Annotated in this window: 4 protein-coding genes, 1 tRNA gene and 1 pseudogene; 2 read left to right on the plus strand and 4 right to left on the minus strand. The window is 73.0% G+C overall.

Annotated features, from left to right (window positions below; translation table 11 throughout):
* Nucleotides 1-161: 161 nt before the first annotated feature.
* Nucleotides 162-1793, plus strand: coding sequence for a DoxX family membrane protein (locus tag AB0P06_RS29185; RefSeq protein ID WP_363612503.1), 1632 nt, complete (start codon nucleotides 162-164; stop codon nucleotides 1791-1793).
* A gap of 112 nt (nucleotides 1794-1905) precedes the next feature.
* Here the strand turns inward: AB0P06_RS29185 and AB0P06_RS29190 are convergent, their stop codons facing one another.
* From AB0P06_RS29190 to ugpC, 3 genes are all read right to left on the minus strand, one after another.
* Nucleotides 1906-2709, minus strand: coding sequence for a nucleotidyltransferase family protein (locus AB0P06_RS29190; protein WP_363612505.1), 804 nt, complete (start codon nucleotides 2707-2709; stop codon nucleotides 1906-1908).
* A 53-nt stretch (nucleotides 2710-2762) separates the two neighbouring features.
* The gene (locus tag AB0P06_RS29195) at nucleotides 2763-3206 is read right to left on the minus strand and encodes a hypothetical protein (protein ID WP_363612507.1); all 444 of its coding nucleotides are present in this window, start codon (nucleotides 3204-3206) and stop codon (nucleotides 2763-2765) included.
* Between the two features lie 248 nt (nucleotides 3207-3454).
* Entirely contained in the window at nucleotides 3455-4546 is a 1092-nt protein-coding gene (gene ugpC, locus AB0P06_RS29200; RefSeq protein ID WP_363612509.1) for a sn-glycerol-3-phosphate ABC transporter ATP-binding protein UgpC, read from the minus strand.
* Nucleotides 4547-4827: 281 nt separating this feature from the next.
* Here ugpC and AB0P06_RS29205 point away from each other — a divergent pair.
* Nucleotides 4828-4901: transfer RNA gene (locus AB0P06_RS29205), tRNA-Thr, on the plus strand.
* Nucleotides 4902-5129: 228 nt separating this feature from the next.
* Here the strand turns inward: AB0P06_RS29205 and AB0P06_RS29210 are convergent.
* Nucleotides 5130-5888 (minus strand): annotated as a pseudogene (locus AB0P06_RS29210) (site-specific integrase); the annotation flags it as partial.
* Nucleotides 5889-6000 lie beyond the last annotated feature (112 nt).

Here is a 6000-nt window from a genome sequence, read left to right on the forward strand (position 1 = left end):
TCTCATGATCACTTCAAGTGTGCGCCGGATGTCCACTCGGGAGAGTGTCCTAACCGGGGGTCACCCGTTAGACGGGCGTGGACACCAGAACACCTCGGCGCCCCCTGTTCGGCGAAGGCAGCACCGGGATAGACGCGGGCCCCGGCCTCAATACGGTCAAGGTGCCGTCCGACCCCGCGCGCCTCAGCATCACCCAGGCGAGCTTCCGGCTCCGGCTCGGCGCCCCGGTGGCGCCGCTGATCGAGGCCCCGGCCGGACTGCTGTCCACCGGTGCCGCGTTCGGCGACCCGTACGCCACCCAGGGCCTGATCCGCCGTCCGCTGGTCACCCCGCAGGTGATCGTGCCCGCCTCCGCCGTGCCGGCCCTCGCGGGGGCCGGCGGCGGGGCCGCGCCGCGCCGCAAGGGCCGGGTCACCGCCGTCACCTGGACCGGCCAGGCACCCCCCGGGGACCTCGCGGCCACCCAACTGCTGGAGGCCGTCCGGCTGACCGGCGTACCGGCACCGGCCAGGGGCGGCACAGCCGTGGTCGGCGACGACACCCGGCTGATCCCGCCGTACGCGGGCGCCCGCACCGTCCCGCGCCAGCCGCGCGAGGGCGCGGGCACCGCCACCGAGGCCGGCCACGGCCCGGTCGGCGCGCCGCAGGGCTGGACACCCAGCGGCGAGCTGCCCGAGGTCTCCGCGACGGCGGGCGACGCCAGGCAGCCCTGGTACCCCGGCCGTCGGGTCGACCTCGGCCTGGTGCTGCTGCCGCTGCGCGCCGTACTCGGCTCGCTCTCCGTCTACGCCGGGTTCAGCAAGCTCTGCGACCCGGTGTACTTCGACGGCGGCGAGCGCGGCTCGATGATGCGCTGGCTCTCCTCGCTGCACCCATGGAAGGTCGCCGAGCCGCTGCTGGCCTTCGCCATGGCGCACCCGGTGGGCTCCGGCCTGGTGGTGTCGTTCGCCGAGATCGTGGTCGGCGTGCTGACCGTCCTCGGCCTCTGGCAGCGACTCGCGGCCGGCGCGGCGATGCTCCTCTCCGCCGTGCTGCTGTTCACCGTCAGCTGGCGGGCCGTGCCGGTCTACGACACGCCCGACCTGATCTTCCTCGCGGCGTGGAGCCCGCTGCTGATCGCCGGTGCGCCGTTCGCCTCGCTGGACGGGCGGCTCAACCTGGAGGCCTGGCGGCGGCACGGCTCCGGGGCCCCGGCGGCGCTGCGCCGCCGGGTACTGCGCCGGGGCGCGGTGGTCACCGCGGTGGTCGTCGGTCTGACCCTGCTGCTCGGCTCCATGCTGGGGGCGGCGGTACGGACCGGCAGCCGGCCGCACCCGGCGCCGTCCCGGCCGGCCACCGACTACGGCACCCCGGTCTGGCCCAGCGGCGGACCGTCCGTCGCCCCCGGCGGGCCGGGCCCGTCCGCCTCGCCCTCGCCCGGGGGCCCGCGCCCGGGAGCTCCCGCGCCCAGTGGTTCGTCCGGACCGCCGTCCACCGCCCCGGCCTCGCCGAAGGCCGCGACGGCCACCCCGACCGGCAAGGCGCGTTCGACCAAGCCGGAGGGCGGTGCGAGCCCGGCCCCGTCGACGGCGGCGTCGGGCGGCCCGGCGTCGGCCGGGGCGGCGCCCGCGCAGCGCAGCAGTCCGGCCCCGGGCGGCGGCTCGGGGTCGGCGTCCAGGCCCAGCCCCAGCGGTGGTGCGGCCTCCGGGTCGGGCCCCGGTCTGCTCGGCGGGGTGCTGGGCAGCGGGCCGCTGGCCGAGCTGTCCGGTGCCGACGGCCGGTCCTCGCGGCCGGGTTCGCCGACGTCCACCTGACGGGCCGTCCGGCCCCTCGGGGTGGACACACCGGCCGGGTGCTCCCCCATGGAGCACCCGGCCGGTGTGCTGTCCGCCGCGCGGGGCCTTGAGCCGGTCCTGGCGGCCTGCCCTACTGCGGGGCGCGGCCGGCCCCGGCGGCGAGCTCCTTGGCCGCCTCGGTGAGGTCCTTCGCGGTGTCGATGGCGCGCCAGTAGACGCCCTGCGGCAGCTGGTAGCCCGCCAGCCGCTTGCCCCGGGCCAACTGGGGGAAGGTGGTGCGCTCGTGGTCGCCGACGTCCGGCAGCAGCTCCGCGAACTCCGGGCTGAACACGTACAGGCCGGCGTTGATGAGGAACGGCGAGGGCGGGGCCTCGATGAAGTCCAGCACGTTGCCGAACTGGTCCGTCTCCACCGCGCCCCACGGGATGCGCGGGCGGGCCAGCGCGAGCGTCGCGACGGCGTCCCGCTCGTAGTGGAAGGCCGCCATGTCGCGCAGGCTGAAGCGGGTCCAGATGTCGCCGTTGGTGGCGTACCAGGGCTCGTCCGGGCGGGGCAGCGCCTTGGCGGCGTGCTTGAGGCCGCCGCCACGGCCGAGCGGCTCGGCCTCGACGACGGTGCGGACGTTCAGCGGCAGGTCGGCCTTGTCGAGCCACTCCTCCAGCACGTCGGCCAGATGCCCGCAGGAGATGACCACGTCGGTGACGTCCTCGGAAGCGAGCCAGGCCAGCTGGTGCCCCAGGATCGGCGTGCCCGTGCCCGGTATCTCCACCAGCGGCTTCGGGCGGTCGTCCGTGTAGGGCCGCAGCCGGGAGCCCTGGCCGCCGGCCAGGATGACGGCCTGCGTCACGGCCGGGCGGGCGCTCGCCCCGGCGGACGGGGCCGACAGGGGCTGCGGGGACGCGAGGTCGGCGGTGGGGCCGGAGTCAGCGGTCATGCCTGAACAATAGGCGCGCCCCGCGATGGACTCATAGGGCTGTCTGACAAACCCTAGCCCGCGATACCCGATGCGAACGAGCCGTCGCAGACCGGGCGGGCGAAGGAGCGGGCCCGCTGGACGTCGCCCTGGTACTTGCGCACCGCGGCCTTGCCCAGCTCGGTGGCGAGCGAGGAGCAGTACGGCGTCAGCGACGGCTGCTCCCGCATCGAACGCTCCAGCAGGTCCAGCGCGGAGCCCGGGTTGTGCGCGCGCAGCTCGTCCAGCAGCGCGACGCGCAGCGACTCCTGGGGAGCCAGGCCGTCCTGGGGCTTGCCGGCTCCGGAGGCCCGGCCGATCCCGGCGCCGTCGCCGCTGGACGCGGCCACGACCTGCTGGTCGAGCCCGGTCGGCGGGGCCCACGGCACCCTGGTCACGGCGAGGGTGCCGGTGGTCACCAGGACGACGGGCAGGGTGAGGGCGATGGTCTGGCCGATACGGCGAACAAGCTGCTTCACGATCAGGAGAGTAGCGCTGAGTGTGGCCTGGATTGCCCTCCGTTACCCCATCGAGTGACATCGTGTCCGGGTTCGTCCCCTCACCGTGTTGACGCGGCGGCGCTCCGGGCGGGGAAGCGGGTGCCGGTGACCCTGCGGGCCCGGGGTCGGCCGAGGGCTGCCGAGGCGACGGAGCACCCCCGACACGACGGAGCCCCGTCGGACCACGGGTGGTCCGACGGGGCTCCGGCCGCTGTCCTGCGCGGGCCTCAGCTGGAGAGGCGGGCGCCGGTGCTGGTGGAGAAGACGTGGGTCTCGTTGGCGATCGGCACCACGTGAATGGTCTCGCCGCGCTGCGGGACCTGACGGCCGTGCACGCGCACGACCAGGTCCCGGTCCTCGCCGCCGATCTTGGTGGTGCCGTAGACGAAGCCGTCCGAGCCGAGCTCCTCGACCACGTTGACGGTGACGGCGACGCCCTCGATGCCGCCCGACGGGACGACCTCGAAGTGCTCCGGGCGGATGCCGACGGTCACGGTCTTGTCGGTGCCGGAGCCGGCCAGGTCCTCGCGGGAGATGTTGACGACCGAGCCGCCGAACTTCACGCCGCCGTCGACCAGGGGCACCTCGACCAGGTTCATCGCCGGCGAGCCGATGAAGCCGGCGACGAAGAGGTTGGCGGGCCGGTCGTACATGGTGCGCGGGCTGTCCACCTGCTGCAGCACGCCGCCCTTGAGCACCGCGACGCGGTCACCCATGGTGAGCGCCTCGGTCTGGTCGTGGGTGACGTACACCGTGGTGATGCCCAGGCGGCGCTGCAGGCCGGCGATCTGGGTACGGGTCGAGACGCGGAGCTTGGCGTCCAGGTTCGACAGCGGCTCGTCCATCAGGAAGACCTGCGGCTCGCGGACGATGGCACGGCCCATCGCGACACGCTGGCGCTGACCGCCGGAGAGCGCCTTCGGCTTGCGGTCCAGGAACTCGGTGAGGTCGAGGATCTTCCCGGCCTCCTCGACCTTGGCGCGGATCTCCGCCTTGTTGACGCCCGCGATCTTGAGCGCGAAGCCCATGTTCTCGGCGACGGTCATGTGCGGGTACAGCGCGTAGTTCTGGAACACCATCGCGATGTCCCGGTCCTTCGGCGGCAGGTGCGTGACGTCGCGGTCACCGATGCGGATCGCACCGCTGTTGACGTCCTCCAGGCCGGCCAGCATCCGGAGGCTGGTCGACTTGCCGCAACCCGAGGGGCCGACCAGCACGAGGAACTCGCCGTCCTCGATCTGCAGGTCCAGCGCGTCCACCGAGGGCTTGTCGGCCCCGGGGTAGACACGGGTCGCCTTGTCGTACGTCACAGAAGCCATGGCTGTGCTCTCCTTCACCGGCAGGAACGTGCCGGACGATCCGAGTAAAGGGCGGATGTCGTACCCGTCGGCCCGTCAAGTGGTCTGAACCACTGTGCGAACCGACTCCCGGCGACGCTACCTGCGCTTCCGCCGCTTGTCAGCCCCCAGCAAGCCCGATTTCGGCATCGGTTCCATCACGCCCACCCGTCCCGCCAACCCCCGGATATGCCAGCACCGCCCCGCCCCGGCCCGGTAGACTGCCCCCGGTGCCGCCGTGATCCGTCGCGGACGGCCACCATGCCTCCTTAGCTCAGCTGGCCAGAGCACCGCTCTTGTAAAGCGTAGGTCGTCGGTTCGAATCCGACAGGGGGCTCTCGTTGCCACCCCGGATGAGCTGCAGCTTTGGCCTTCTGGGAGCTTGATCACCGGCCTCGGACTTCGCGTCCGAGGCCGTTTGCGTGAGCGATGCGTGAGCGGATGGCCCGGTGGCGGCTGATGCCGGGCTGGACTGGGCATCCTTGCGCGGCCTGTTCGCCCGGGGGACGAGCCGGGCCGCCGCCTCCGCGATCGCCCGGTCAACCTGCGGGAGCAGGGTCGTGTACGTGTCCGAGGTGATGCCGATCGAGGAGTGGCCGAGTATCTCCTTGATCGAGTGCAGGTCCGCGCCCGCCGCGTGAGCGAGCGTGGCCGCGCCGTGCCGGAGGTCGTGCAGCCGGATCGGCGGGAGGGCGGCCTCCTCGATCAGCTCGCGGAACCGGTCGGTCACGGCGGTGGGGTGCAGCCACTCGCCGTTCTCCTTGGTGAAGACCCGGCCGGTCTCGACCCAGGCGTCGCCCCACTGCTCGCGGTCGGCCCGCTGCCGCTCGCGATGGGCCTCAAGGACGGCCACGGTCTCGGAGTCGAGGGCGATGGTGCGGGCGCCCGCGTCAGTCTTGGGGTCGTCCTCGTAAACCGCCCAGCCGTCCACGACGAGCTGCTTGGCCACGGTGAGGAGCCCCGCCTTTAGGTTGGTGTCAGCCCACCGCTGGCCGCAGGCCTCGCCCCGTCGGAGTCCCCGGAAGGTGACGAGGTGGAACAGCGCGTAGAGGCGATCCTCGGCGGCCTGGTCGAGGAACAGGCCCGTCTGCTCCGGCGTCCAGACCATCACCGGGGACGGCCGCTCGCCGGTGAGCTCCCAGTGCTCGATCCGCTCCTCGGTCCACACGAGCGGCTTGGGTCGCCTCGCCGACTCCAACTCGACGGGGGAGGCCGGGTTGAAGGTGATGATCTGCCGCCGGATTGCAGCGTTGAGACCGGCTCGGAGCGTGGAGCGGATCCGCTGGCAGGTCGACGCGCTGACGGTCCGGCGGAACGGCTCCATCTCGGTGATGGCAGCCTTGAGAGAGCGGTTTGTGAGTGTTTGACTGGTTCTGGTGTCACCTGATGGTGTGAGTGTGGACTGGAGTTCGCTCGCTCGGCGCCGCTGCTCTGCT

It is taken from the genome of Kitasatospora sp. NPDC088351 (assembly GCF_040685575.1).
Classification (GTDB): Bacteria; Actinomycetota; Actinomycetes; order Streptomycetales; family Streptomycetaceae; genus Kitasatospora.

Excerpts from the sequence above, each read along its gene's own strand:
- AB0P06_RS29190 (WP_363612505.1), bottom strand. The coding sequence starts at position 2,709 with ATGACCGCTGACTCCGGCCCCACCGCCGACCTCGCGTCCCCGCAGCCC.
- ugpC (WP_363612509.1), bottom strand. The coding sequence starts at position 4,546 with ATGGCTTCTGTGACGTACGACAAGGCGACCCGTGTCTACCCCGGGGCC.